The organism is Halomicrobium urmianum (assembly GCF_020217425.1).
GTDB lineage: Archaea > Halobacteriota > Halobacteria > Halobacteriales > Haloarculaceae > Halomicrobium > Halomicrobium urmianum.
In genome coordinates this window covers 819,287-842,074 of sequence record NZ_CP084090.1, presented here as the reverse complement: position 1 = coordinate 842,074, position 22,788 = coordinate 819,287, and the positions used below count along the sequence as shown (strand labels likewise).

At 69.3% G+C, this 22,788-nt stretch carries 22 protein-coding genes; 9 read left to right on the top strand and 13 right to left on the bottom strand.

What is annotated here, in order from left to right:
- Positions 1-64: 64 nt before the first annotated feature.
- From LCY71_RS04205 to LCY71_RS04195, 3 genes are all read left to right on the top strand, one after another.
- A complete protein-coding gene (locus tag LCY71_RS04205) occupies positions 65-616 on the top strand; it encodes a hypothetical protein (RefSeq protein WP_225335119.1) in 552 nt (183 codons plus the stop codon).
- A gap of 52 nt (positions 617-668) precedes the next feature.
- Positions 669-1,334 carry a class I SAM-dependent methyltransferase gene (locus LCY71_RS04200; protein WP_225335118.1) on the top strand — a complete coding sequence of 222 codons (666 nt, stop codon included), beginning with the start codon at positions 669-671 and terminating at the stop codon, positions 1,332-1,334.
- A 113-nt stretch (positions 1,335-1,447) separates the two neighbouring features.
- The gene (locus LCY71_RS04195) at positions 1,448-2,698 is read left to right on the top strand and encodes an MFS transporter (protein ID WP_225335117.1); all 1,251 of its coding nucleotides are present in this window, start codon (positions 1,448-1,450) and stop codon (positions 2,696-2,698) included.
- Positions 2,699-2,719: 21 nt separating this feature from the next.
- Here LCY71_RS04195 and LCY71_RS04190 read toward each other — a convergent pair whose 3' ends face one another.
- Together LCY71_RS04190 and LCY71_RS04185 are read right to left on the bottom strand one after the other, a co-directional pair.
- Entirely contained in the window at positions 2,720-3,511 is a 792-nt protein-coding gene (locus LCY71_RS04190; protein WP_225335116.1) for an alpha/beta fold hydrolase, read from the bottom strand.
- Positions 3,512-3,774: 263 nt separating this feature from the next.
- Positions 3,775-4,314: a prolipoprotein diacylglyceryl transferase gene (locus LCY71_RS04185; protein ID WP_225335115.1), complete on the bottom strand. Its 540-nt coding sequence runs from the start codon at positions 4,312-4,314 to the stop codon at positions 3,775-3,777.
- A gap of 534 nt (positions 4,315-4,848) precedes the next feature.
- Here LCY71_RS04185 and LCY71_RS04180 point away from each other — a divergent pair.
- A complete protein-coding gene (locus LCY71_RS04180; RefSeq protein ID WP_225335114.1) occupies positions 4,849-7,854 on the top strand; it encodes a DUF7282 domain-containing protein in 3,006 nt (1,001 codons plus the stop codon).
- A 188-nt stretch (positions 7,855-8,042) separates the two neighbouring features.
- Here LCY71_RS04180 and LCY71_RS04175 read toward each other — a convergent pair whose 3' ends face one another.
- The 9 genes from LCY71_RS04175 to LCY71_RS04135 form a co-directional block, all read right to left on the bottom strand.
- Positions 8,043-9,065 carry an amino acid ABC transporter permease gene (locus LCY71_RS04175; RefSeq protein ID WP_225335113.1) on the bottom strand — a complete coding sequence of 341 codons (1,023 nt, stop codon included), beginning with the start codon at positions 9,063-9,065 and terminating at the stop codon, positions 8,043-8,045.
- The gene (locus LCY71_RS04170; RefSeq protein WP_225335112.1) at positions 9,062-9,796 is read right to left on the bottom strand and encodes an amino acid ABC transporter ATP-binding protein; all 735 of its coding nucleotides are present in this window, start codon (positions 9,794-9,796) and stop codon (positions 9,062-9,064) included. The genes LCY71_RS04175 and LCY71_RS04170 overlap by 4 nt, the downstream gene beginning before the upstream one ends.
- Positions 9,793-10,509, bottom strand: a complete 717-nt coding sequence (locus tag LCY71_RS04165) for an amino acid ABC transporter permease (protein ID WP_225335111.1) — start codon at positions 10,507-10,509, stop codon at positions 9,793-9,795. The genes LCY71_RS04170 and LCY71_RS04165 overlap by 4 nt, the downstream gene beginning before the upstream one ends.
- Before the next feature lie 3 nt (positions 10,510-10,512).
- On the bottom strand, positions 10,513-11,292 hold the full coding sequence (locus LCY71_RS04160; RefSeq protein WP_225335110.1) for a basic amino acid ABC transporter substrate-binding protein: 780 nt from the start codon (positions 11,290-11,292) through the stop codon (positions 10,513-10,515).
- A 94-nt stretch (positions 11,293-11,386) separates the two neighbouring features.
- Positions 11,387-14,113, bottom strand: a complete 2,727-nt coding sequence (locus LCY71_RS04155) for an oligosaccharyl transferase, archaeosortase A system-associated (RefSeq protein ID WP_225335109.1) — start codon at positions 14,111-14,113, stop codon at positions 11,387-11,389.
- 250 nt (positions 14,114-14,363) lie between these two features.
- Positions 14,364-14,543, bottom strand: a complete 180-nt coding sequence (locus LCY71_RS04150; protein WP_225335108.1) for a DUF7501 family protein — start codon at positions 14,541-14,543, stop codon at positions 14,364-14,366.
- A 130-nt stretch (positions 14,544-14,673) separates the two neighbouring features.
- Positions 14,674-15,369 carry a glycerophosphodiester phosphodiesterase gene (locus LCY71_RS04145; protein ID WP_225335107.1) on the bottom strand — a complete coding sequence of 232 codons (696 nt, stop codon included), beginning with the start codon at positions 15,367-15,369 and terminating at the stop codon, positions 14,674-14,676.
- A 202-nt stretch (positions 15,370-15,571) separates the two neighbouring features.
- A complete protein-coding gene (locus tag LCY71_RS04140) occupies positions 15,572-16,276 on the bottom strand; it encodes an NTP transferase domain-containing protein (RefSeq protein ID WP_225335106.1) in 705 nt (234 codons plus the stop codon).
- Positions 16,264-17,265 (bottom strand): CDP-glycerol glycerophosphotransferase family protein, encoded by a 1,002-nt coding sequence (locus tag LCY71_RS04135; protein ID WP_225335105.1) that lies wholly within the window; start codon positions 17,263-17,265, stop codon positions 16,264-16,266. The genes LCY71_RS04140 and LCY71_RS04135 overlap by 13 nt, the downstream gene beginning before the upstream one ends.
- Before the next feature lie 299 nt (positions 17,266-17,564).
- Between LCY71_RS04135 and LCY71_RS04130 the strand changes: the two genes are divergently transcribed.
- Positions 17,565-17,852: a hypothetical protein gene (locus LCY71_RS04130; protein ID WP_225335104.1), complete on the top strand. Its 288-nt coding sequence runs from the start codon at positions 17,565-17,567 to the stop codon at positions 17,850-17,852.
- 3 nt (positions 17,853-17,855) lie between these two features.
- Positions 17,856-18,683: an endonuclease/exonuclease/phosphatase family protein gene (locus tag LCY71_RS04125; protein WP_225335103.1), complete on the top strand. Its 828-nt coding sequence runs from the start codon at positions 17,856-17,858 to the stop codon at positions 18,681-18,683.
- 24 nt (positions 18,684-18,707) lie between these two features.
- On the opposite strand, the gene LCY71_RS04120 is transcribed toward LCY71_RS04125, so the two are convergent.
- A complete protein-coding gene (locus tag LCY71_RS04120) occupies positions 18,708-19,805 on the bottom strand; it encodes an NAD(P)/FAD-dependent oxidoreductase (protein WP_225335102.1) in 1,098 nt (365 codons plus the stop codon).
- Between the two features lie 153 nt (positions 19,806-19,958).
- Between LCY71_RS04120 and LCY71_RS04115 the strand changes: the two genes are divergently transcribed.
- The 3 genes from LCY71_RS04115 (at position 19,959) to LCY71_RS04105 (ending at position 21,922) form a co-directional block, all read left to right on the top strand.
- Positions 19,959-20,972: an AI-2E family transporter gene (locus tag LCY71_RS04115; protein ID WP_225335101.1), complete on the top strand. Its 1,014-nt coding sequence runs from the start codon at positions 19,959-19,961 to the stop codon at positions 20,970-20,972.
- 35 nt (positions 20,973-21,007) lie between these two features.
- The gene (locus LCY71_RS04110) at positions 21,008-21,643 is read left to right on the top strand and encodes a metallophosphoesterase family protein (RefSeq protein ID WP_225335100.1); all 636 of its coding nucleotides are present in this window, start codon (positions 21,008-21,010) and stop codon (positions 21,641-21,643) included.
- A gap of 66 nt (positions 21,644-21,709) precedes the next feature.
- Positions 21,710-21,922, top strand: coding sequence for a hypothetical protein (locus LCY71_RS04105; RefSeq protein ID WP_225335099.1), 213 nt, complete (start codon positions 21,710-21,712; stop codon positions 21,920-21,922).
- 22 nt (positions 21,923-21,944) lie between these two features.
- On the opposite strand, the gene LCY71_RS04100 is transcribed toward LCY71_RS04105, so the two are convergent.
- Positions 21,945-22,694, bottom strand: coding sequence for a sugar phosphate isomerase/epimerase family protein (locus tag LCY71_RS04100; RefSeq protein ID WP_225335098.1), 750 nt, complete (start codon positions 22,692-22,694; stop codon positions 21,945-21,947).
- Positions 22,695-22,788: the final 94 nt, after the last annotated feature.

The following is a 22,788-nucleotide window of genomic DNA, read 5'->3' as shown; positions in this document are numbered from 1 at the left end:
TTGACTGTTTTGTTGCAATGTAGTGACACGCCCCATATCCGTCTTGGCGGCGTAGAACGGACCGATGGTCAACGCGTTCTGGCTCGACCGAGACGTCGATCAGGCGGTCGCCTGGCTGGTCGACGCCCACGTGACCAGCAGCGTCTTCGAGTGCGCCATGGTGCTCACCACGGCCGCGCAGGTGAACGGCTACCCGGAGTCCGAGGACCTGTACTTCACACACGAGCACCACCCGCTCACGCGCTGGGCGGCCCGGAGCCACGCGAACTGGTGCCGGCTCTACGAGTACGCCGACGCCGCCCACGAGGAGTGGCGCCGCCGCTGGGACCACGACCCGGGGGACGAGCACGGCTCGTGGACGGTCGTACAGTCGCTCGACTGCGACGCCGTCGCGGACCTCGACTGGCCAGCGACGGGCCGCTCCGACCCGCCGCAGCTGACGGGCGAGTGGTCGGCCGACGACTACGTCGACGCCTACCGCTACTACTACGCCAACGACAAGCATCACCTCTTCGAGTGGTCGGGCGGGCGGTCGGAACCGCCGTGGATCGCCGAGTACACCGTCGCTGCGGGTGACGATACCAGTGCGGACAGCACCGACGAGAGAAACGAGTGACCGCCCGCCGGCGGACGCGAAGGCCTTTCCCCGCGGCACCCCTCGCTCATCCATGGACGCACCCGAAAACCGTGACCTCTGGGCCGAGCGGCGCGGCGCGTACTCGCCGGACTACTACGCCCACCACGGCCCCAACGACGTCAGCGAGGCCGTCGGCGACGCTCTCGCCGACGCCGTGTCGAGCGAGGACCCCGTCCTCGAACTCGGGTGTAGCTCGGGTCGCCACCTGGCGCACCTCCACGAGCGCGGGTTCGAGGACCTCCACGGCGTCGACGTCAACGGCGAGGCGTTCGACGTGATGGCCGACGAGTACCCCGACCTCGCCGCGGCCGGCACCTTCGTCGAGGGCGCGTTCGACGACGTGCTGCCCGACCTCCCGGACGATCATTTCGCCGCCGTCTACTCGGTCGAGACGCTCCAGCACGTCCACCCCGACGCGGCGTGGGTCTTCTCCGAGATCGCCCGCGTGACCGACCAGCGCCTGATCACGGTGGAGAACGAGGACGGCGAAGGCGGCGCGGCGGGCGACGCGAGCGACGACGGCGACGACGAGCGGGGCGACGATCCGCCGGTGAACTACGTCGACGGCGAGGTCCCGCTGTACTACCGGAACTGGCGGGACGTGTTCGAGGGGACGGGGCTCGAGCAGCTCCGCGAGACGGAGACCCGGCGGGACACGATGCGGGTCTTCGGGCCGGCGTCCGGCCGAACGACGTGAGGCCGGGCTCGAAAGGCGAGTGGAACGAGCCTTTCGGCGTCCAGTCGAACGGCGTGAGACTGGGCTCGACAGACGACTAGAGTTTTTACCGACGTTTTCCCAATCTCCGGGCGATGAGTGACGAAGACGTCGACGGTGCCGAGGAGGAGACGCCCGAAACTGACTCGACGGCCTGGTCGTACGGCCTGGTCGTCGCGGGGGCGGTGAGTTACGGGTGTCTGCTGTTCGTCTGGTTCCTGTTGCCGGCGTACCTGTCGACGATCGTCGACCAGGTGGGCCTCTCGGGGACGGAGGCCGGCGTGCTGACGGGTGCAGTCCCGCTGACGTACGTCCCGCTGGCGCTGTTCTCCGGGCTGGCGGTCGACCGGATCGGGCCGGTCCGGAGCATCGCGGCCGGGCTGGTCGTCTTCGGGACCGCACAGGCGGCCCGCAGCGCCGCGCCGGGGTTCCCGTCGCTGCTGGCGGCGACGATACTGCTGGGCGTCGGCGCGACGGCGATCACCTTCGGCCTGCCGAAGCTGGTCTCCACGCTGTTCCCGCCGGACCGGACGGGCTTCCCCTCCTCGATCTACCTCGTCGGCTCCTCGGCGGGGACGGCGACGGCGTTCGCGGTCGGACGCTCGGTCCTCGGGCCGGCGCTGGGCGGCTGGCGGCCCCTCTTCCTCTACAGCGGGCTCGCCTCGATCGCCTACGCCGGCGTCTGGCTCGCCGTCGCGCGGCTGGCGCCGGTCGACGGCGACGGCGGGGCGGCCGGCGCGGCCACCGGGTTCTCGCGGGCGTCGCTCGCCCGGGACCTGCGCGCGGTGCTCGGCCACCGGGAGCTACGGCTCGTGGTCGTCGTCGGCACGATGAACCTGCTCGTCATCCACGGGATGCAGGGATGGCTCCCCACGGTGCTGGAGACGCGAGGGCTGTCAGCGGCGCTGGCGGGCCGGGCGACGAGCCTGCTCGTCGTCGCCAACGTCGTCGGCGTCCTCGCCGTCCCGGCCGTCGCCGACCGCTACGGGCGCAGGCGGGCGGCGATAATCGGTTGCGGGGGATCGGCCGCCGCGGGCGTGCTGGCCGTGCTCGCTGGCGCGACCGGGCCACTGGCTCTTTTCGGCGTCCTCGCGACCGGCTTCGGCGTCGGCGGCGTCTCGCCGCTGGTGCGGGCCATCCCGCCGGATCTGGAGGGCGTCGGTCCGCGGCTCACGGGAACGGCCGTCGGCTTCGTGTTCGCCGTCGGCGAGGTCGGCGGGTTCCTCGGCCCGGTCGCCGTGGGCACGCTCCGCGACCTGACGGGCTCTTTCGGGCCCGGGCTGGGCGTCCTCGCGGCCGGCGGACTGGCGGTGACTATCGTCGGGACGGCGCTGCGGGAGGTCTGACGGCGACCGGAGAACCGCCGATCATCGTCTCGCCCGCGTCCGGACGACGCGGCGGATCGTCGCGACGTAGTCGTCGGGCCGTTCGAGCGTGCAGACGTGGCCGGCGCCGGCGATCACCTCGACGTCGGCGTCCCGCGCGGTCGAGGCGTGGGCCTTCTCGCCGAGCCGATTGAGCAGATCCCACCGACCGTTGCACACCAGCGCCGGGCCGGGGTAGGCCGCGAACGCGGTCCGGAAGTCCCGGCCCGCCAGCTCGTGGCCCGCTTCGCCGAACTGCTTCGGGTAGAAGCCGGCGTCCTTGATCTCGCGTTTCACGTCCTGCTGGAGGTCCCGGCGGTCGACCCACCAGCGGGACACCTTGTCGACGCCGCGCCGCACCAGCCGGCTCTTCGTCGCCGCGTTCGACGCCTTCGAGACGGCCCGGGTCAGCGTCTCCAGCGAGCCCACGGGGTTGGCGCTGCTGCCGGAGATCACCAGCGCGTCGACCATATCCGGGTTGCGCTGCGCGAACTCCGTGGCGACGTACCCGCCCAGCGACAGGCCGGCCAGCGTCGCCGACCCGCCGGCCTCCTCGTCGATCACGTCCGTCAGGAGGTCCAGCGCGCGCTCCATCCGGAAGTCCAGTTCCGAGCGGGTGCCGTGGCCGGGGAGGTCCGGCACTACGACGCGGAACTCGTCGGACAGCGCCTCGCGCTGGGGCGCCCACAGCGCCCGCGTGAAGAGGACGCCGTGGACGAAGACGATCGGTTCGCCGTCCGGCGGGCCGGCGACGTCGACGCCGCGCAGCCCCGCCCCGGCGGTTGTCTGGCTCATAACGTCCCCACGCGGCCCCCCGAGTTTGTTATATCCGTGTTACGATCGTCGGGCCCCCGCGGCCGCAGACGCGGGCCCGGTACGGCGACGTTTACGTGCGCGAGGTACTCTGTGCCCGGCGCAGACCGCGTGGCGTCGCGCTCGTTCGCGCCGCGGCCCGTGGAACGCGGACCAGCCACGCGACGCGACCGCCCTATAGTAGAAATTGAAACTATTCACACATCGAGGGGGACTCCGAGTGCCCCTCGAGTGTGTCGGTGCGTTCATTTTCTACTATAGCGATCAGCGCCGCCCTCGCTTTCGTCGTCGTCACCCTCGCCCGCGTCGCTCTCGGTGCTAGACGCGCTCTCGCCGGACTCGGCGTCCTCGTCGAGCACGTCCTCGGAGATCTCCTCGTCGACGGTCATCTCCCCGGGTTCCGCCGGTTCCGCGTCGGGGTCCTCGACGGTGCGCTCCTCGACGGCCTCGGCTGGCAGGTCGGCCTCGGTGGGTTCGCCCGCTTCGGCCTCGGCATCCGTTTCCGTCCCGTCGTCGCCCTCCTCGTCCGCCTCGCCGGGTTCCCGGATGGTGATTTCGTGCGCGTCGCCGGGGAGGGCGTCGCCGGCAGTCCGGCGGACCTCGCCGGCCGACGGGACGGCGTCGACGCCGAGCCGCCTGGCGATGGCGTACGCGACGCCGACGAGTCCGAGCAGCGTAAGGAGTCGGCGCATGCCGGTCTCAGGCGTGGGCCGACGGCCGTCCGCGTCTTCGCGTTCTCGTCGGAGTCCGACGGCGCGCAGGACTCGCCACAGTAGATGAACCATGTGTTCCGTTGGGTATGCACGATGAAGTCCGTTGGGGACGGCAGTCCGGCCCTCGTCGGGCGACGTGGACTGACTGGGCACGGCGGGAGCGGTGTGACTGCTCGGTGCCGCCGCACGGGAGCGGCCACTGGAGGAACTGCCCGATCCGTCCGGCCGCTTTCCCGCTATAGTAGCATTGAACGCACTGACACACTCGAGGGGCACTCGGGGCGCCCTTCGATGTGTGAATAGTTTCAATTTCTACTATAGTTTCGACTTGTAGACGACGACGGCGTCGGCCGCACGTGATAAGTCAAGAGTACTGGTATCGGGACGGAAACCGGGGACCAGACCGCGGCACAGCGTCCGTCTGCCGCGCTCCTCCGGTGCCAGGTCCTCGCTTGCGTATCGCCGCACCTACCCTCCCCCATATCGTTCAAGGGTCGCCATATCGAATCCCGCGTCTGCCTGCCGTCGCGCAAAGCCGATCCTTGGGGGATCTGGCCGCTGTATAACAAACTCGCTTGCCGGCGATACGTCCGATGGATCCATGCCATGACAGATTCACCAGCAACGACGAGCGGGCTGAAAGCGCTGCTCCTCGCGATGACCGTCGTACTCTCGGCGGGAACCGCAGTCGCGTTCACAGGAGTTGGAGCGGCCAATCAGCAGGAAGGTAACGCCCAGAGCGTCGTCGCCGAAGACGTCCAGGCCGAGACGGTCACGATGTCGAACGTCACGGTGTCCAACCTGACCATATCACTGGACGAGCTCCGGAGCACGGACGAGCCGATGCGCGACGGGTTCGAGGCCACTATCGGCGATAACGTCGAAGGCTTCGAGGCCGAACGCGTCGAGATCGGTTCGATCGACTCGGCGTCGATCACCGTCGAAGACGGCGTCGCGACGATCGACGCCGAGATCGAATCGGTCACGCTCGAAGGCGTCTCGGCCGACCGCGTGACCTTCGAGGGCGCCTCGACGGAGGCGTCCGCGCTTCAGGGAGTCCTCCTGAACGGACACCTGAGTGCCGAGTCGCTCACCGTCGAGGACCTCTCCGTGGGCACGCTGACCATCGAATCCCCGGGCGTCGCGCCCGAGGAGACGGAGACGCCTACCGAGACGGAAACTCCGACGGAGACTGAAACCGAGACTCCGACTGAGACGGAGACTGAAACTCCGACGGAGACTGAAACCGAGACTCCGACTGAGACGGAAACCGAGACTCCGACGGAGACTGAAACCGAGACTCCGACTGAGACGGAAACCGAGACTCCGACTGAGACGGAGACGGAAACCGAGACTCCGACTGAGACGGAGACGGAAACCGAGACTCCGACTGAGACGGAGACTGAAACTCCGACGGAGACGGAGACGCCCGATGAGGTTACCCCGGGTGACGAAGTCCCGGAGGATAACGAGACCGTCGGTATCATCGACAACGAGACCGAGGTCGACAACGAAACTGCCGACCAGCAGGAAGCGGCAGTGACCTTCGCGGACCAGACCTCGAACGGTACCACCGTCGTGGTCGACGGCGTCACGCTGAGCGACGGCGGCTACGTCGCGATCCACAACGAGACGCTGTTCGAGGGCGACGCCGTCGGTAGCGTCATCGGCGTCTCCGAGTACCTCGAGCCCGGGGACCACGAGGACGTGAACGTCACGCTCTTCAACGTCACCGGCGCCGAGTTCGATCGGGACGCCCTCCAGGAGGATCAGCAGCTGACCGCGATGCCTCACGTGGAGGACACCCAGAACGGGTCGTACGACTTCGTCGTGAGCAACGGGGTCGAGGACGGTCCCTACCTCAGCGACGGTGAACTCGTCATCGACAACGCGTCGATAACCGTCGAGGCCGACGCCGTCGATAACGAGACCGACGTCGACGACAACGAGACTGTCGGGATCATCGACGACAACGAGACCGACGTCGTCGATAACGAGACCGGCGTCGACGACAACGAGACTGTCGGGATCATCGACGACAACGAAACCGACGTCGTCGACAACGACACGGACGTCGTCGACAACGAGACCGAGGAGGCCTCGGTCACCTTCGAGAACCAGACCTCGAACGGCACCGTCGTCACGGTGGACGACGTCACCGTCCCCGAGGGCGGTTACGTGACAATCCACAACGCCTCGCTGTTCGAGGGTGACGCCCTCGGCAGCGTCATCGGCGTCTCCGAGTACCTCGAACCCGGGACGCACGAGAACGTGAACGTCACGCTCTACAACGTCTCCGGCGTCGAGTTCGATCAGACCGCGCTCCAGGAGGACCAGCAGCTGACCGCGATGCCTCACCTGGAGACGACCGACAACGAGACGTACGACTTCGTCGCCACCAACGGGACCGAGGACGGTCCCTACCTCAGCGACGGTGAACTCGTCATCGACAACGCGTCGATAGCCGTCGAGACCGAGATGGTCGACAACGAGACCGATGCGATTGTCGATAACGAGACCGACGTCGACGACAACGAAACCGACGGGATCATCGACGACAACGAAACCGTCGACAACGAGACCGACGTCGACGACAACGAGACCGTCGGGATCATCGACGACAACGACACGGCCGTCGTCGACAACGAAACCGAGGAAGCCTCGGTGAACCTCGAGCGGCATATCACGAACGGCACCGTCGTCACGGTGGACAACGTCACCGTTCCCGAGGGCGGTTACGTCGCGATCCACAACTCCTCTCTGTACGCGGAGAACGCGACGGAGAATGCGGCCGTGGATAGCGTCGTCGGGGTCTCGGAGTACCTCGAGGCCGGGACGCACGAGGACGTGAACGTCACGCTCTTCAACGTCTCCGGAGCCGAGTACGACCGGGACGTCCTCGACGACTACCGCCTGACGGCGATGCCACACCAGGAGACGAACGACAACGAGACGTTCGACTTCGTCGCGACGAACGGGACCGAGGACGGTCCCTACCTCAGTGACGGCGAACCGGTCGTCGACAACGCCTCGGTGACCCTGGAGATCATCGAGGAGACCGACAACGAGACCGACGTCGTCGATAACGAGACCGACGTCGTCGACAACGAAACCGACGTCGACGACAACGAAACCGTCGGGATCATCGACGACAACGAAACCGTCGGGATCATCGACGACAACGAAACCGTCGACAACGAGACCGCCGTCGCGGCCAACGAGACCTCGGTGACCTTCGAGAACCAGGTCTCGAACGGCTCGACAGTCGTGATCGATAGCGTCACGCTGAGCGACGCCGGCTACGTCGCGATCCACAACTCCTCGCTGTACACGGCTAACGAGACCGTCGATAGCGTCATCGGCGTCTCCGAGTACCTCGAGGCCGGAACGCACGAGAACGTGACGATCGAGTTGTTCAACGTCACCGGCGCCGAGTTCCAGGAGTCGGCGCTCACCCAGGGTGACGTCCAGATCGCGATGGCGCATCAGGAGACGACCGACAACGAGACGTTCGACTTCGTCGCCACCAACGGGACCGAGGACGGTCCGTTCGTGGTCGACAACAGAACGGTGCTGGCGAACGCGAGCGTCACCGTCCAGCAGGACGCGTAACCCTTGCGACGGCAGCCCGGGGATCCGGTCCCCGGTCGCACCGCCGTTCTCATTTTTTCGGTCGCCACGAGGAGTGGCGACGCCGTCTCGCCGCTGTCGCGACTCGCCTATGCCCCGTCGATCACGTCGAGAGCGCACGTGGCGGCCTCGTCCGGTTGCTCGGCCAGCAGGTCGGTCGCCTCGCCCGGTCAGCGGTCGTCGCCGGTCCTGCCGAGGCCGGGGATGGCGACCACCGTCTCGACTCGTCCCATCGCGAGCGAGACGGTCAGGACGAGCGCGAGGTAGAACACCCCGACGACGACGTAGACGTCCGTGAACTGGAACGTGTCCGAGCCGATGTCCCGGGCCCGGCGGAACAGTTCGGGGACGGTGATGAACGCGGCCAGCGAGGAGTACTTCAGCAGGTAGACGAACTCGTTGGTCCAGCCCGGGATGGCGTAGCGCAGGCCCTGGGGCAGGACGACGTGGCGGATTCCCTGGAGCTTCGAGAGGCCGACGGCGCGGGCCGCGGTCAGCTGTCCCTCGTCGACGGACTGCAGCGCCGCGCGGATGTACTCGGACTGGTAGGCCGAGGAGTTGATCGTGAAGCCCACGACGGCGACGAAGACGGCGGACCGCGGGACGGGCCCCTCCCCGACGAACGCGAACCCGTCGAACCAGCCCGCCAGCGGCAGCCCGAAGTAGAGGAAAAAGAGCTGCGCCAGAAGCGGCGTCCCCCGGATCAGCTCCGTGTAGGCCAGCGAGAGCAGGTTGAGGACGCGTCCGCCGTACACGCGGGCCACGGACACGGGGACGGCGATGACCAGGCCCAGCAGCATGGAGACGACCGTCAGGAGGACGGTGAGGTAGGCGCCCGAGGCCAGCGCTGGCGCCGTCTGCGTCGCGAAGGCGGCGAGGTCGAACAGCCAGACGAGCCAGTCGAGCAGCGGGCTCGCCGGCCCGAGCGCCGCGGCGACGCCCCCGACGGCGTCGGCGACCGCCTCGAACGGCGCCGCCGGGAGCCAGGGCTCGCGCCCGCGGACGCCCCGCTCGGACCTGATCAGGTCCGGCAGGCCCACCGACGTGAACAGGCGGTCGAGGACCGTGTTGTGGTACGCCCAGCGGGCGAGCAGCCACGCCCAGAAGAACGCACCGACCGCGCCGACGACCAGCCGCCGCCGGCCGGGGAGTTCGCCGATCGCCTCCAGCTGGGTCTCCTCGTGCGCGCTCATCGGTCGAGGTCCGTCAGTTGACCGAGGAACGACCGGGTCCGGTCGTGCTCGGGGTCCTCGAACAGCCGCTCGGGCGGTCCGCGCTCGACGATCCGGCCGTCGTCGAGGACGGTCAGCGTCGACGCCGCCGACCGGGCGAAGCCCATCTCGTGGGTGACACAGAGCATGGTCATCCCCTCCTCGGCGAGGTCGTTCATCACTTCGAGCACTTCGCCGATGAGTTCGGGGTCGAGCGCGCTGGTCGGCTCGTCGAACAGGATGAGCTCGGGGTCCATCGCCAGCGCGCGGGCGATGCCGACGCGCTGCTTCTGGCCGCCCGACAGCTCCGCGGGGTAGGAGTCGGCCTGATCGGCCAGCCCCACGCGGTCGAGGTAGTCGTCGGCCGTCGCGCGGGCCTCCGACTCAGACATGTCCAGTACCTCGGTCAGCCCGAGGGTGACGTTGCCGCGCGCGGTGCGGTGGGCGAACAGGTTGAAGTCCTGAAACACCATCCCCACCCGGCGGCGCAGGTCGTTCTCGTCGATCCCGTGGATCTCCTCGTCGTCGAGGTAGATCTCGCCGTCGTCGATCTCGGTGAGGCGGTTGACGCAGCGCAGTAGCGTCGACTTGCCCGACCCGCTGGGGCCGACGATCACCTCGACGTCGCGCTGGTCCATCTCGAAGCTGACGTCGTGCAGTACCTCCTCGTCGCCGTAGGCCTTGTCGACGTTCTCGACGCGTAGCAGGCTCATTCGTTCCCTCCGGGGATCGCGTAGACGGATTCGAGGTAGTCGAGCGTCCGGTTCGTCGTGAACGTGAGGACGAAGTAGATGGCGGTGATGGCGAGGATGACCTCCATGACGGCGGTGCCCTGGCCGGGCTGGAGGTAGAGGTTCTCCGCCCGGGTCAGCAGTTCGGCCAGTCCGATGGCGAAAGCGACGCTGGTGTCCTTGAGGACGATCGTGAACTCGTTCTGGAAGCCCGGGATCGACCGGCGGACGGCCTGCGGGAAGATGACGTGGCGGACCGCCCCGCGGCGGGACATGCCGACCGCCCGCGCGGCCTCCATCTGGCCCTCGCCGATGGACTGGATGGCCCCGCGGAACACCTGGCTCTGGTAGGCGGCGCTGCGGAGGCCGAGCGCTAGCGTCGCCGCGAGGAAGGCGTCCAGCTGGACGTCCAGCACGGGCACCGTACCCAGTTGCGGGATCGGCAGGCCGAAGTAGAACAGGACGATCAGCACGACGATGGGCGTCCCGCGCAGGACGACGCCGGCGGTGCTGACGGACTCGCGCAGGCGGCCCGACCCGTACACCTCGACGGCACCGGCCGGGAAGCCGGCAGCGAAGCCCAGCGCGAGGCTGGTCGCCGTCAGTAGCACGGTCACGATCGTCCCGAGGAGAAGGAACTCCCAGTTTTGCAGGACGAACAGCCAGTCGCCGGCCTGCAGCGGGACGGACGTCATGCGCTATCCGAAGTACTCCGAGACGAGGTCGTCGTAGGTGCCGTCGTCCCGGATCTCGGCCAGCGCCGAGTTGATGTCCTCGATGCGGTCGTCGTCCTCGCGCATGCCGAAGCCGAACTGCTCGCCGGTCTCGATCTGGAAGGCGATCTCGACCGAGCGGTCGCCGGTGAAGTTCTCCGCGACGGGGACGTCGATGACGACGGCGTCGACGTTGCCGTTCTCGAGGTCCTCGACGGCCAGCGTGTAGTTGTCGTACTGGCGGTAGTCCTCCCCGCTGATGGTCCCGTCGTCGATCAGCCCCTGAACCTGCTCCTCGCCCGTGGTACCCGACTGGGCGCCGACGCGCTTCCCCTCCAGGTCGTCGGTGCTCTCGGGCTGGAAGTCGCCGCCCTCGCGGACGAGCACGGCCTGGTTGGACTCCCAGTAGGGGTTACTGAAGTCGATGGTCTGGTCGCGCTCGTCGTTGATGGTCATCGCCGCGGCGACGAGGTCGATGTCGCCCTCGGTCAGCGACGGGATCAGCGAGTCGAACTCGATGTCGACCCAGTCGCCCACCTCGTAGCCGGCGCGGTCGATGGTCTCCTCGGCCAGCGCGACGTCGAAGCCGACCAGTTCGCCGCCCTCGGTGTACTCGAACGGCGGGAAGCCCGAGGCCGTCCCCGGGACGATAGTGTCGTCGCTCCCGCTGCCGCCGCCCTGACAGCCGGCGACTGCCGCGGACGCGCTCGCCGCGCCGACGGTCTTCAGATACGCGCGGCGGTCCATGCTAAATCTGCGCTCCATACCCGTTCCCTTGAGATATTCCGCTTTCAACGTTACGACAAGCGCTAATTCGTTATTAGGTGGAAACCAGATTGGGACGAAACCGTTACACTGATCACCCACCGTCCAGCGTGACCTCGCCCGTCCCACCGTCGTAGAGCGTGCTCTCGGCGACATCGGCGGTGCCGACGGGCTCGCCGTCGACGCTGATCTCGTAGGTGCCCTCGGCAGTCACGCCGCTGTCAGTGTAGCCGTCCTCGACGTCCGCGTCCTCGCGCGTCGCGTACGGCACCGTCATCGAGAACTCGCCGTCCTCGCCGACGGTCGCGGTCTGCGTGTAGGTGAACGTCCGGTCGCGCTGTTCGGTGGTGAGTTCGAGTTCGGCGGTCACCGTCGTCCCAGCGGGCGCGTCGACGGTGCCGTTCAGGTGCGCGCCCTCGACGCGCTCGAAGACCTTCACCACGGGCTGCATGCGCACGTCGTAGACGGCGACCTCGACGTCGGGGTCGTCCTGCAGTTCGGAGAGCGACTCCGCGAGGCTCGGCGTCACCGGCCGGTTGACGTACTCGGGGTCCCAGCTCTCGCCGCCGTCGCGCGAGACCGCGATGGTGACGAACTGCGACTGCTGGTCGTCGTTGTGGACGAGCCGGTAGTGCTCCATCCCGTCGGCGTCGTCGAAGTAGAGCCGCGAGAGCACGGTGTCGTCGTAGGCGTCGTTGCGCGCCGGCGCGGTGACGGTCCCGCTGACGGTGCTCGCGTCCTCGTTCACCCGGACCTCCCGGGACTCCCGGTACGTGCCGGTGTCCTCGCCGGCGTAGGTCCGCATGCTCTCGAACTTCCCGCCGACCATCTCGTCGTCGATCATGACGTACCGGGTCTCCTCGCCCCGCTGCTGGGCGGTTCGCTCGTCGGCGAGCGCGTCCAGTTCGGCCTCGTCGAACTGGTTGAGGTCGTCGGACCGCTCGGCGGCGGGGATCGCTTCGAGGACGCGTTGCGCCCGTTCCTCCGAGTCCGCCGTGAAGAAGGCGGCCGCCGAGCGGGCGTTCTGCTGGAAGGGGTTCGCGTGCGGGATGCGCTCGGCCTGGACCGTGATGATGTGGCCGTAGTCCCACCACGACATCACGCCGTAGGCCCCCTCGGGGTACGCGAAGTCGTCGTCCTCCGGAACGGGGTAGGTGCCGTAGTAGCCGAACTCGTCCGCGTTGTCCGCGCCGCCCCACGCGCCGGGTGCGGGGCTGTTCTGTTCCAGCCAGTGGTTCGTGCTCTGCCAGCGCATGGCGTCCCGGCTGGGGCGCTGGTCACCCCCGGCGTCGAGGACCGTCGCCGGCGCCGCCAGCGGCGTCAGCGGGAGCAGCACGACAGCCGCCACCCCCAGGAGCACCGCCACGCGACCGACGTCGATCACGCGCACCTGCGGGAGGTCGCTGCGGTCGATCCCGCCGACGATCTCCCCGACGAGGGCGGCGTTCAGCGCCGCGACCGGCGCGACGTAGTAGTAGTGGAAGCGCTGCTGGGTGACCGCCATCGACGTGAGGACCAGCGCCCAGACGACGATCAGCACGTGTTCGGCCCGGTGGTCGTCCCCGAGGACGGACCGGGCGGCGAGCGCGGCCAGGCCGATCAACCCCGTGAGGAACGCCGGACCGTACTGCTCGTAGAAGAACCCGAGGGGGTCGTCCGGCGGCCCCGCTTCGGGGACGGTGAGCGCCGTCGACGTGTATCCGACCGGGATCAGTCGACCGTACACGCCCCGGAGGATCCGGTCCCAGACCTCGGGCAGGACGAGCGCCATCACGGCCATCGAGACCGCGGCGCCGCCGGCGACGGCGGCCGGGTAGTACCGCTCGTCGATCCCGCGACGGTCCCACTCGCGGGCGAGCCACGCCATGAAGACGCAGCCGCCGGCGACGGCGAAGGCGAGCGCCGGTTGCAGCGGCCCCTCGGCCGCCGGGTGGATCTCGGTGACCTCCATCGTCGCCGTGGTGAGGAGCCCGGTGACCGCGAGCGCCACCGCGCCGACGAACGCGAGCGGTTCTGGGCTCCCGCCGCCGACGTACCGCGCGCTCAGTTCGATCGCGAAGAAGATCGCGAGGATCCCGACGAGGACGACCCCTGGCGGCCACACCCAGAGGTAGAGCGCGACCGCGACGCCCGCGAGGGCGGCGTAGCCGGCCGGCCGACGGAGCGTCCCCCACTCGCGATCGGCGACGCGCCCGTAGCTCGGCCGCTCGCGCTCGGCGACGGTCAGCGCGACCATCGTCGCCAGGACCGCCAGGGACATGAACAGGACCTCGGCCGCGTGGTGCTGGTACATCCCCACCGTGCTCTTCCCGATGAACCGACCGGGGAACAGCGCGAGCAGGACCACGCCAGCCAGTCCGCCGATCCGCCCGCCGAGGCGCTTGCAGACGAAGTACGTGGGGATCGCGACCAGCGCGGCGATGGCGGGGACGGCCAGCAGCGCGACCGAGAGGACCGTCTCCGGCGTCGGATCGCCCCCGCCGACGAGTATGGCGGCGGTCGCGACGATCTGGTCGAACAGCGTGCCGAACTGGCCCACGTAGGTGCCCGTCGGGAACGCGGTCCACGGGTCGTACGGCATCGTCTGCGGCCAGTTGCGGACCGTGTACATCGTCGTCCGCCAGTGGTACCACGAGTCGACCGCGGTGAGCCGGACGCTCCCGTCGTCGCGGACGAAGTTGCCGTAGGACTGCGCGCGGACCCAGAACATGAACGCCATCGCGAGGAGGAGGTAGGAGGGAACGTGCGGTAACCGCCGGACGAATTCGAGGAGGGGCGTCACGTCGACGGTCCATCCGTCACGTTCCGTTCGCTCGGCCATACGCTACCATCGAGTGCCGGGAATAAGGGCTCGGTGCCGGCACACGCTGAGGGGCCCCGATCAGTCGGGGCTGGCCGGCGGCTCGGCGACGGGCGCGAACGGCGGAAGACTGGCCTCGGCACTCATAGGGTTCGTCACCGCCAGGTGGTCATCCTCGCTCGGAACCGGAGTCGCCGTCGCCGGCGACGCTCGTCATCGGCCGTGCGGGGGTAGGCGGGGGAAGGGGAAGTGGATTACTGTCGGTCGCGCGCTAGCCGGCCCACTCGCCGCGGACGTCGCCGGCGAGGTTGTCGCGCCAGTTGCTCCAGCTGTCCTCGCAGTCGGGGTTCTCGCCGATGTGGTCGACGAAGCCGGCGCCGGGGTCGACGAGGTCGTCGCCGCAGAACGGGCAGGTCTCCGGGTCGCTCCAGTCGGTTGCGGTTGCGCTCATGGCTACCTGTCGATTGTCCGATCAGACACATAAGGCTATCCGGCATATTATCTAAACTGTACGTTGGGATATAATGCCCCTAATATCGACGACCGGATGACCCCGGCGTAGCGAGCAGTGGCCGGCGGCGTCAGTCGGAGGCCGCCGGGGCGGCCTTGCTCGTCGGCGCGATGTCCCACCGGTCGGCGGTGGCGCCGTCGACGTCGACCTCCCGGAGCGCGGCGAACTCCTCGCGGGTTTCGAGGGCCTTCCAGGCGATCACGTCCAGTCCGGCGGCGTGGGCGGCGTCGACCACGTCCGTCTCCAGACAGCAGTCGTAGTGGGGATGGACGGCGTCGCAGCCCAGCTCCAGCGCGGTCGCGAGGTTGGCCTCGGGATCGGACTCGAAGAGGAAGCCGGTCGGCACGTCCCACTCCAGGTCGCGGACCGCCGCCAGCGCCGTCTCGTCGAACGAGGAGACGGCCACCTCGCGGTCGACGCCGGCGACGGCGTCGCGGACGTCGGCGGCCAGTCCGGTCTCCTTCAGTTCGACCTGGACGCGGACGCCCTCGGGGACGGCGTCGAGGACGGCCCGGAGGCGGGGAACGGTCTCCCCGGAGTCGAGCACTTCCAGGTCGCCCAGGCGGTCCCAGGGGAGGTCGGCGACGCGGCCCTCGGCGTCGGTCAGCCTGTCGACGCGCTCGTCGTGGAAGGCGACGAGTTCGCCGGAGCCACAGCGGCGGACGTCGACCTCGATAGCGTCGGCGTACCGGGCCGACTGCCGGACCGCGGCGACGGTATTCTCGGGATACTGGTCGGCGCACCCACGGTGCGCGATGAGGCGCATTACCCGCGCAAGGCGAAGCCTCCCATTAACGGCTTCGCTTCACGCTTCCGGCGGCCGATTCTCCATCGTCAATCGACCGGGATCCCCGGAGAAAGCAGTCGTTTCCACGCCACGGTCTCCGTCACAGCGGACGGTGAACGCGTCTCGCAGACGTCCGCGCTGAACGTCGCCCGAGAACGCTCCTGTGCGAACCGCCTCGAATTCACTCGTGGGTCGCCGACGTCTGAAGGTCGAGTCCGTCAGGGGCGTCCAGCGGGAGTTTGTCGCGGGCGGCGGCCCTGTCGCTAGGGTAGTTGATCTCGACGTGACCGCCGGACGGGATGGGGACCATCTCCGTCACGACCCGGGTGTAGATGCCCGGGTACCACTCGTCGCGGTGCGCGGCGAGGTGCGCGCGGGCCTCGTCGAGGTGGGACCGATCGACCACGCCGAGACCGGCGTGCCGGTGGCCGCGGATCATCCCGTAGTCGGTGACGACGCCGCGGTCGTCGGACCGGACGGCTGTCGAGCCCTCCTGGTGGCCGGGAATGGCGGCCACCACGCTCCGGCCAGGTGCCGCCTCGAAGCGGTCGACGACCCGCTCGATGACGGACCCGGCGACGAGGACGTCCCCGTTCAGCACGAGCACGTCGTCGTCGACGCCGGCCGTCCCGCGGCGCAGCGACTCGGCGTTCTCGTAGTCGGCCCAGTCCTCGAAGATCACGGGCCGCGCCGAGCCGAGCCGATCGACGACGTTCTCGTAGGCGTAGCCCAGGACGACGGTGACGTCGTCGACGTACGGGTCGATGGCGTCCCGCTGGCGCCGGTACAGCGTCTCCCCGCCGAGGTCCATGAACGCCTTCGGAACGTCGTCGGTGTGGGGGCCCATCCGGCTGCCCTCGCCGGCGGCCAGGATCACTGCGTGCATGCCAGCACCTCCTCGGCGGCCCGCTCGCCGGCGCGGCCGTCCATCGGAATCCCCAGTTCGGCGATCCGTTCGTCGACCCGCCGCTCGACGTCCGGCGGATAGCCGTCCTCGTAGAGCCGATCGATCGCCTCGATAGAGAGGTCGTCGGTCCGATAGCCCAGCGGCGGGACGTCGGCGTCGGCGGCGACGTCGGTGAGCTGGGCGAGCGGGCGACCCGTGTGGAGCCACTCGGTGACGATGCCGGAGTAGTCGGAGAGCAGCAGGTCGGCGTCGAGCATGCTCTCGCGGGGGGTGTCGGCGTCGTCGAAGACGACGTTGGGGAGGTCGGCGATGCGCTCGCGGCAGCGCTCGGTGACGGACTTGCCGGGTTCCTCCTGGCGGTCCATCGGGTGGGGACGGAAGCGGAGTTCGTATTCGGAGCCCTCGAAGACGTCGAGGACGTCCTCGGCGGTCTCGACGTAGCTCCCGCCGCCGTAGTTGTGGTTGGTCGGGGCGTAGAGGACCCGCCGCTCGCGGGGCGGGTCGGCCGCGACGAGGTCGTCGGCCTCGGGGACGCCGACGACGGCGACGCGCACGTCGTCGGCCATCGACTCGCGGTACGCCGTGGCCCACCGCTCGCCGGGCGCGAGGGCCACGTCGACGACGTCGCCGAGGTCCCGGGTGGTGTTGTGGACCTCGCCCCGGCCGACGGAGGCCCCGTGGCGGACGTGTACGACGGGGTAGTCGTCGTGGTAGGACGGCCGCTCGTCCAGCACCGCCGCCTCGAACCGGTGGTTCTGGACGACGACGTCCGGGTCTATCTCGGCGACTGCGGCGTCGAGGTCGGCGGCGGACTCTATCGGGGCGTCGACCTCGGGGATCGAGGACTGGGATCCCCGCGCCGACTGCCGCAGGGGTAACGCGGCCGACGCCCGGTCGACGTGCCCGTCGATCGCCTCGAACGTTTTCCACATGAAACGCCTGTCGAAGGTGTAGAGTATCGTGACCATAGCGATCGAATTCCGTGAACGCCGCGTCGATCGGTCCCTGTCGAATCGGGTCCTGTCAAGTCGCCGCTATACGACGAGGGTGGCCGATATAGAACTCCGGAATCTTTAACCGTGTCGGCTGTACGAGGGGCATTCGTTATCGTAAGCCCCGCGTTCGCCTGAAAATGTACGATTACTCGCCGGTAACGGCTTGCTTCTACGAGCGGTTCCGAGGACCAGTGGAGATTCGGCGACGCCGTCAGCGGCGGTCGTTCGGGGGCGAGCCAACGCCTTTGGCCGTGGAGCTCCTTTCAGGCGACATGAACGACGCGGAGCGAAAGTTCCTCGACCTCTTCCTGAACAACTTCTCGGCGCGGCTGGCCAGGGACATGCGGTCGTCGCTGTCCGACGAAGAGCTGCTCGACGAGGACGACGACAGACTGTCACCCGTCGCGCGCGCCTGGACGAAAGGCTACGTCGCCTCGCGGCTCTCGACGGTCCGGGGCGCGACGACCGGCAACTCGGGGCTCAGCGACGAGGACCTCCGGGCCGTTCACGACGTGATCACGCACAACGAGGACCAGATCACCGCGGAGCTGTACTCGTAGGCCATGCCCTCCCGTCTCGACGTGATGACCTACAACGTCCGGTACGACAACCCGAAGGACACGGAGTACGTCTGGCGCAAGCGCCGCGACGCGGTGGCCAGCGTCATCCGGTTCCACGACCCGGAGGTGATCGGCCTCCAGGAGGCGCTGCACGACCAGGTCGACGACCTCCGGGAGCGGCTGCCCCGGTACGAGTGGCTGTACGCGGGGCGGGGCGGGGACGTCGAGAGCGCCGGAGAGTACGCCGCCATCGCCTACGACCGCGAGCGGTTCAACCTCGAGGACGAGGGGACCTTCTGGCTCTCCGAGACGCCCGACGAGCCGGGGAGCGTCGGCTGGGACGCCATGCTCCCGCGGCTCGTCAAGTGGGCCCACCTCCGTGAGATCGACACCGGGATCGAGTTCACCCACTACAACACGCACTTCGATCACGCCGGCGACGAGGCGCGCTGCGAGAGCGCGGCCCTTCTCCGGGACCGGATCGACGAGCTCTCCCCGCGGGACCCCGTGATCGTCACGGGCGACTTCAACATGCGCGAGTCGGAGGAGCCCTACGACCGGATGACGACCTCGGTGGGCTGCGAGCGGACGCTGCTCGACGCCCACTACGCGGCCAACCACGACCACCACGGCCCCGAGACGACGGTGACCGACTTCACCAGCCTCGTGCCGGAGAAGCGCATCGACTACGTGTTCGTCACCCCGGAGGTGGAGATCCACATCCACGGCGCCTGTTCGGACACGTACGGCGACGGCAAGTACCCCTCCGACCATCTGCCGGTGATGACGACGCTGTCGCTCCCCCGACGGACTACGGACCGGCGGGGGTAGGGCTCACCCACCGGGGCGGGCGGCTCACTCGTCTGACCGGGGGTCGCGCAGCCCCGCGTGGTGGTCCCTGCCGCGGTCGCGGCGCATCCGCGCCCTGAGCTCGGCCGCCGCGCCGGGCACCCGCAGGTCCGTCGGGTCGACCGCGTCGAGGGCGTCGGCGTCGACGGGGAACGCCCGGAGGTCCCTGTGGAGCGCGATGCCGGCCCGCGCGCCGTCGCCCAGCGCGACGGGCGTCTGGTTCTGGCCGTGGGTGACGTCGCCGACGGCGTAGACGCCGTCCTCGCTCGCCCGACCGACCTCGTCGACCGCGACGGCGCCGTCGTCGGCCAGATCGCAGCCCAGGTCCGCGGCCAGCCGGTTGTTGTACTCCAGCCCGTAGACGGCGAAGCCGCCGAGGAACTCCCGCTCGGTGCCGTCGGCGAGGGTGAGTCCGCCGAGCCACTCCCCGGCCGGGCCGCCGCGGACGCCGCCCTCTTCGAGAACCGTCGACCCGCCGGAGCCCTCCGCGAACGCGCCGATCACCTCCGCGTCGACGCGCTCGACCGGGTGAGCCTCGAGCTGGGCCGCCGTCTCGTCGCTCCACTCGGGCGCCTCGTCGTCGGTCAGCAGCGTCACGTCGTCGGTGAAGTGCAGGAGCAGCATGGCGACCTGAGCGGCGTGCTCCGTGTGCCCGAGGACGAACGTCGCCCCGTCGCCGAGCGTGTAGGCGTCGCAGTGCAGGCAGTAGTGCAGGCCCCGGCCGGTGAACCGCTCCAGCCCGGGGACGCCCGGTCCCTCGTCGGAAAAGCCGGTGGCGAGGACGACCCGCTCGGCGGTGGCCGTCCCGTGGGCCCCCTCGATCCGGAACCGGTCGCCGTCGCGCTCGACGGCGTCGACGGAGTCGGGGTGGTAGTCGGCGCCGTACTCCTCCAGCTGGCGGACGCCCCGCTCGGCGAGTTCGCTCCCGGAGACGTCCTCGGAGACGCCGAGCACGTTGTGGACGTTGTCGACCGCGGCGTGGCGGCCGCCGACGCGCTCGAAAGCGGCGGTCCGGTGGCCGAGCCGCGTCGTGTACAGCGCCGTCGTCAGGCCGGCCGGGCCGCCGCCGACGACCGCGACCTCGTAGGCGGGTGGATCGGGCATGCCGCCCGGTAGGGCCCCGTGACAGTTGAGGGCCCGGCCGGCACGGTCAACCGCGGACGCGCGGTCGGCGGCAGGCTGTCGCCCGCCGCCGAGTCCGCTCGGACCGAACGCCACAGTCGCCGACATTTTCTCCGTTCGAGCCCTGTGACGGGTATGGACACGAGCAAGGTGTTCCTCCTCGGCGTCGCCGGCGTGCTCCTGATGGTGTCGACGCTGATGGTGCTCCCGTACCTCGAGTACTTCCTGCTGGCCGTGGTCCTCGCGTCGGTGCTCGCCCCGCTCCAGCATCGGCTCGAACGCCACACAGGTCCCTCGAAGGCCGCGGCGGTGCTCTCCGCGGCGGTCACGGTCGCCGTGCTCCTGCCGCTGGCGTTTGTGATTCGGGCCGTCGCCGCCGACGCCGCCGCGCTCGTCGAGGAACTGGGCTCCGGCGGGGAGGGGCTCGAGGAGTTCGAGGCCGGCCTCGAGGAACTCCTCGGCGTCGAGGTCGACGTCGTCGGGTCGATCCAGTCGGCCGCCGGCAACGGCGGGATGGAGGCGCTCGGCAGCGCCATCGACGTCTTCGGTACCCTGACGCATGTCCTCGTCGGGCTCGGTCTGACGCTGTTTCTCCTCTTTTACTTCCTGCGCGACGGCGAGTCCTTCTTCGAGTGGCTCCGGTGGGTGCTGCCGCTCCCGGACCACGTCGAAGACGACCTCTTCGAGTCGATTAACCACATCACCAACGCCGTGCTGGCCGGGCACGTCCTCGTCGCCATCATCCAGGGCTCCCTCGCCGGGGCCGGTCTGTTCGTCGCGGGCGTCCCCAACGCCTTCTTCTGGACGGCCGTGATGATCGTCCTCTCGCTGCTGCCCGTGGTCGGCTCCTTCCTCGTGTGGGGGCCGGCGGCGATCTACCTCTTCACGATCGGCCGGCCGATAGCGGCCGGCCTCCTCGTGGTCTACGGCGCGATCATCGTCGGCATCTCCGACGACTACCTCCGCCCGGTCGTGGTCGACCGTTACGCCCGCGTCAGCCCCGCGGTCATCATCATCGGCATCCTCGGCGGGCTGACGGTGATGGGTTTCATCGGCATCTTCGTCGGCCCCATCATCATCGGCGCGCTGAAGGCGACGCTGGACGTCTACCGCGAGGAGTACGAGGACCCCGTGCTCGCCGGACAGTAGCCAGCCTTTCCCCGGTGGAACGCGACCGTTCGACCATGCTCGTCCTCGGCGACGCGCACGCGGCGGAGGATCCGGACAACGACGACGCCCTGGCGGCGGCCTACGACGACGCGGACGCCGACGCCGCGCTCCAGCTCGGCGACCTCCAGCGCTACGACCTCCCCGTGCCAACGTGGTTCGTCGGGGGGAACAACGAGGACTTCGACGTGATCGACGCGCTCCGGGCGGGGGAATCGCCGGCGCAGGTCAGTAACGCCCACCTGCTGGCCGGCACCGCGGCCGAGGTCGAGGGCCTTCGCGTCGCCGGCCTCTCCGGCAACTACGCGCCGACGCAGTACGACAAGCCCCGTAGCGAACTCTCGGGCGACCGGCGGCGGCACTTCGTCCGCGAGGACGTCGAGGCGGTCGCCGCCCTGGAGGACGTCGACGTCCTCATGACCCACGAGGCGCCGGAGGGACTGATCTACTACGGCTACGACGCCGGCTGCGAGCACGTGACGCGCCTGGTCGAAGAGCTGGAGCCGGACCTCTGTCTCGTCGGCCACCACGAGCGCCACGCGGAGGCGACCGTTCACGGCGTGCGTGCCGTCAGCCTCGCGCCCGTCTGGCAGTGCTACTACCGGCTCGATCCCGAGACCCTGGAGCTGACGGTTCGCGAGACGCCCGCTTGAGTGCGCCGGAGCGCCTGACGGGCCAGTGAGACACACTTTCGGTCGCCGACGCCCCGACGGTCGCACGTGGCCGACGACGAGACCGCCGGGCGCGTGCGCGAGCTGCTGGCCGACACCGACCAGCCGCTGCGCGTCGGACAGATCCAGCGTCGCATCGCCCGGCGGAGCCGCGACGTCGCGACCTCGGCCGTCCGCGACGCCTGCGAGGACCTCGCCGAGGCCGGCGACGTCGAGGCCGTCGGGGGGACGCCGGCGGAGTACCGGGTCGCAGACGACTAGCCGTCGATCGCCGCGCGGAGGATCAGTCGTCCAGGGCCGCCCGGACGTTCCGCTCGGCCTCGATCAGCGCCTCCGTCGCCCGCTCAGCGGGGAGTTCGTACTCGATGACCAGCGGCGCATCCAGGTCCGCGTGCTCGTCGAGCAGGTCGACGAGGAAGGGGAGGTCGAGCCGTCCGGCGCCGGGGACGTCCTCCTCCTCCGCCTCGGAGGTGTCCTTCAGGTGGACGCTGTTGATCCGGTCGCCCAGCTCCCGGATCACCTCCACGGGGTCGACGTCCTCGACGAGGAAGTGGCCGGTGTCGGCGCAGAGGCCGAGCCGGGGGTGGTCGTACTCGTCGAGGACGTCGCGAGCGTCGTCGATGGAGGAGAACACTTTCGAGAGGTCGTCGTGGTGGACCGAGGAGTAGTTGTGAATCCCGACGTCGATATCGAACTCCTCGGCCAGGTCGATCAGCTCCTCCGTGACGTCGTCCCGCGCGGGCGGGTAGTTCACGGTGACGTAGTCGGCGCCGATGCGGTCGGCGAAGGCCACGTGCTCGCGGGCCTGCCCGGTGTCGTCGAGGTCGACGACGCCGTGGCCGCAGACGGACACGCCGGCGTCGGCGATCGCGTCCTCGGCCGCGGCGACCGTCTCCTCGTCGTCCTCGGCGTCGAGGTGGCGGCCCCACAGTTCCAGTTGGTCGATGCCCGTCTCGCCGAGTTCGTCGAGCAGTTCGTAGAGCGAGTACTCCTTGTACACGACGCTCTGGACGCCGACGTCGAAGGTGGCCATACCCCTACCTCGGCGGAGTCCTCGAAAAGGGTTGCGCCGGTCGGCGCGACGCCGGCGGCGGGGCGAGTCCGGTTGCCAGATATTTCCGGTCGTC

Bases quoted from the DNA above. Each gene is read 5' to 3' on its own strand.
- LCY71_RS04205 (WP_225335119.1), top strand. From the start codon at position 65: ATGGTCAACGCGTTCTGGCTCGACCGAGACGTCGATCAGGCGGTCGCC.
- LCY71_RS04200 (WP_225335118.1), top strand. From the start codon at position 669: ATGGACGCACCCGAAAACCGTGACCTCTGGGCCGAGCGGCGCGGCGCG.
- LCY71_RS04195 (WP_225335117.1), top strand. From the start codon at position 1,448: ATGAGTGACGAAGACGTCGACGGTGCCGAGGAGGAGACGCCCGAAACT.
- LCY71_RS04190 (WP_225335116.1), bottom strand. From the start codon at position 3,511: ATGAGCCAGACAACCGCCGGGGCGGGGCTGCGCGGCGTCGACGTCGCC.
- LCY71_RS04185 (WP_225335115.1), bottom strand. From the start codon at position 4,314: ATGGTTCATCTACTGTGGCGAGTCCTGCGCGCCGTCGGACTCCGACGA.
- LCY71_RS04180 (WP_225335114.1), top strand. From the start codon at position 4,849: ATGACAGATTCACCAGCAACGACGAGCGGGCTGAAAGCGCTGCTCCTC.
- LCY71_RS04175 (WP_225335113.1), bottom strand. From the start codon at position 9,065: ATGAGCGCGCACGAGGAGACCCAGCTGGAGGCGATCGGCGAACTCCCC.
- LCY71_RS04170 (WP_225335112.1), bottom strand. From the start codon at position 9,796: ATGAGCCTGCTACGCGTCGAGAACGTCGACAAGGCCTACGGCGACGAG.
- LCY71_RS04165 (WP_225335111.1), bottom strand. From the start codon at position 10,509: ATGACGTCCGTCCCGCTGCAGGCCGGCGACTGGCTGTTCGTCCTGCAA.
- LCY71_RS04160 (WP_225335110.1), bottom strand. From the start codon at position 11,292: ATGGAGCGCAGATTTAGCATGGACCGCCGCGCGTATCTGAAGACCGTC.
- LCY71_RS04155 (WP_225335109.1), bottom strand. From the start codon at position 14,113: ATGGCCGAGCGAACGGAACGTGACGGATGGACCGTCGACGTGACGCCC.
- LCY71_RS04150 (WP_225335108.1), bottom strand. From the start codon at position 14,543: ATGAGCGCAACCGCAACCGACTGGAGCGACCCGGAGACCTGCCCGTTC.
- LCY71_RS04145 (WP_225335107.1), bottom strand. From the start codon at position 15,369: ATGCGCCTCATCGCGCACCGTGGGTGCGCCGACCAGTATCCCGAGAAT.
- LCY71_RS04140 (WP_225335106.1), bottom strand. From the start codon at position 16,276: ATGCACGCAGTGATCCTGGCCGCCGGCGAGGGCAGCCGGATGGGCCCC.
- LCY71_RS04135 (WP_225335105.1), bottom strand. From the start codon at position 17,265: ATGGTCACGATACTCTACACCTTCGACAGGCGTTTCATGTGGAAAACG.
- LCY71_RS04130 (WP_225335104.1), top strand. From the start codon at position 17,565: ATGAACGACGCGGAGCGAAAGTTCCTCGACCTCTTCCTGAACAACTTC.
- LCY71_RS04125 (WP_225335103.1), top strand. From the start codon at position 17,856: ATGCCCTCCCGTCTCGACGTGATGACCTACAACGTCCGGTACGACAAC.
- LCY71_RS04120 (WP_225335102.1), bottom strand. From the start codon at position 19,805: ATGCCCGATCCACCCGCCTACGAGGTCGCGGTCGTCGGCGGCGGCCCG.
- LCY71_RS04115 (WP_225335101.1), top strand. From the start codon at position 19,959: ATGGACACGAGCAAGGTGTTCCTCCTCGGCGTCGCCGGCGTGCTCCTG.
- LCY71_RS04110 (WP_225335100.1), top strand. From the start codon at position 21,008: ATGCTCGTCCTCGGCGACGCGCACGCGGCGGAGGATCCGGACAACGAC.
- LCY71_RS04100 (WP_225335098.1), bottom strand. From the start codon at position 22,694: ATGGCCACCTTCGACGTCGGCGTCCAGAGCGTCGTGTACAAGGAGTAC.